This is a genomic window from Lentilactobacillus parabuchneri DSM 5707 = NBRC 107865 (assembly GCF_001435315.1).
Lineage (GTDB): Bacteria > Bacillota > Bacilli > Lactobacillales > Lactobacillaceae > Lentilactobacillus > Lentilactobacillus parabuchneri.
This window is the reverse complement of record NZ_AZGK01000035.1, coordinates 1-1,938: the sequence shown is the minus strand read 5'-3', so window position 1 is coordinate 1,938 and position 1,938 is coordinate 1. Positions and strand designations below refer to the sequence as shown.

The 1,938-nt window shown below is 34.9% G+C and carries 1 protein-coding gene and 1 pseudogene; both read right to left on the bottom strand.

The window, feature by feature from the left end; all coding sequences use genetic code 11:
* Window positions 1-85 precede the first annotated feature (85 nt).
* Window positions 86-889, bottom strand: a complete 804-nt coding sequence (locus FC51_RS11965) for a hypothetical protein (protein ID WP_057911398.1) — start codon at window positions 887-889, stop codon at window positions 86-88.
* A 256-nt stretch (window positions 890-1,145) separates the two neighbouring features.
* Window positions 1,146-1,850 (bottom strand): annotated as a pseudogene (locus tag FC51_RS11960) (transposase); the annotation flags it as partial.
* Window positions 1,851-1,938: the final 88 nt, after the last annotated feature.

The window sequence follows — 1,938 nt, the reverse complement described above, 5'->3', positions numbered from 1 at the left end:
GCGTGATTATTAGCTTTCAAGTTTCAGTTAATAAGAATAATCTTAAAATAAATATTTTAAGTCATTTTTAACACAACATCAGGTATTAACCTAAATTTAAAACAGCAGTTGATAATTCATCGGCCAGGTTACTAGCAGCAGAACTTATTGAATCTGTATCGTTTTCAGAAAAAGCATCATTTAGTCTGGATGATAGTGCAGACAAATCATTGTTTGCGGTTGAGTCAAAACGATTATTAAACAGTTGATATGTTTTTTGAATTGCCTGTGCATCTAAAATCACTTCATTTTTAGTGTCATAATTAGTAATATCATTTGACATTTCACTGATTCCATCACTGATATCTGAATAAGCATTTTTGGGGGTAATTCCCTCAAAATTGCTCAAAACATAATCTTGATCCTCTGAATCCATGCTTCTTACAATTGCTAACATATTGTTTATATCTGATTTTTGTTGTGCGTAATTATCTACATTTTGATTATTAGAATTTTGACTTGAGGTAGGAAATTCAGGAGCAGAAGGTATGATTACTTTTTTGCTAACATTACCACTCCATATCCAACCTTTAATTTTGCCATTGCTACTTTTTAAATAATAATAAATAGCAATTTTACCATTGTTTTTTTTGACTTTAGCAGATTCTAATGCATAAAAAGTCTTGTTGAGATAATGAGACGCATCGTGGGACTTTTTGTTTAAACGGGCATTAGTATATATGTAGCCTCCATTTACGTTATACGGAGAATTGCTTAATTTTTTATAGCTGATTACTTTAGCAAATCTTGTTTTGGCTAGCACTTGCTGAGTATTGAATTTTAAAGTGCTAAATCCAATAGTCCCTAAAGTTAAACCAACCAATGATGAATAGAATAATTTATTTTTCATAAGAAACTTCCTCCAGAATTTCAACTTTTAATGTCTTCAGTATTTGGACAACTATAACTAAAATGATACCGCTAATTACTCTGATTGGCGGAATTTTTTATTCAAATTCTATCTCAACAACAGATTCTTCCAATTGATCAAGCATTTCGTTAACTGAAATAAAGTGTTGCCACTTATTAGGATCATGTTTAGCAAGTCCTTTAAAATTACTGCTAATTTTATCGTGGATGTTTACTAAAAATTTGTAATACATATTTAATTCATAGAACATTTTTGGTGAGCTATACCAGCTATCAAATAACACATAGTCAGCTAGAACGCCATTTGCGAGGGCTTGCTTGACAAGTTGCAATGAAACGAGGTTCATTTTTTGCTGTGCTTGGCGACGTCTCCGGCCAGCAATTGTTCGTTGATCGGTTGTTTTAGCTGATTTTCCAAGGACGTTTTGTGGCTTCTTGGAAGACATTAATGCAAAGTTGATCGGTAAGAATGTATTGGCGTCACTCCAACCCAAAGTTAAAGCCCGGTATCCCTTAATATATAATTGTTTGTCATGATCAAAGACTCGCGCTAGTAATTCGGTTTGGGTGGCGTACTCACGGGAAAAGAGTGTATCGTCAATGATCAATGCTAACCGCCGCCGGCGGTCAATAAACGGTCGTAAATGCTTGATTAAATGACTCCCAACTTGACAAACCAAGCGTTGCCAATTGATCCGTCCATCGTTCAAATTATTTCTGACGGTGCGACTGGTAAAGTTAGGTGTTTCATGGGCTCGATAAAGCGAGCGTCCCAGGAACTTTGTCGTGAGCAACCATTCAATGACCCTCATCAAGCTGATTTCTGAATGCCGGCGATAATTCACCAATTTGGTGAGTTTAGATAGACCAATGAGGGAAGTAAATTGATGAACAATATTGTGAAGCTCGTTTTCTGTATTTTTTTGTCTTATAATATTCATGACGTAAGTCTCCTTTGTATCTTGGCTTTGGTCGACTAAAGTATACAACGCAGGAGAGCTTGCGTTTATTTTTTTGCTAAAAAAGCCA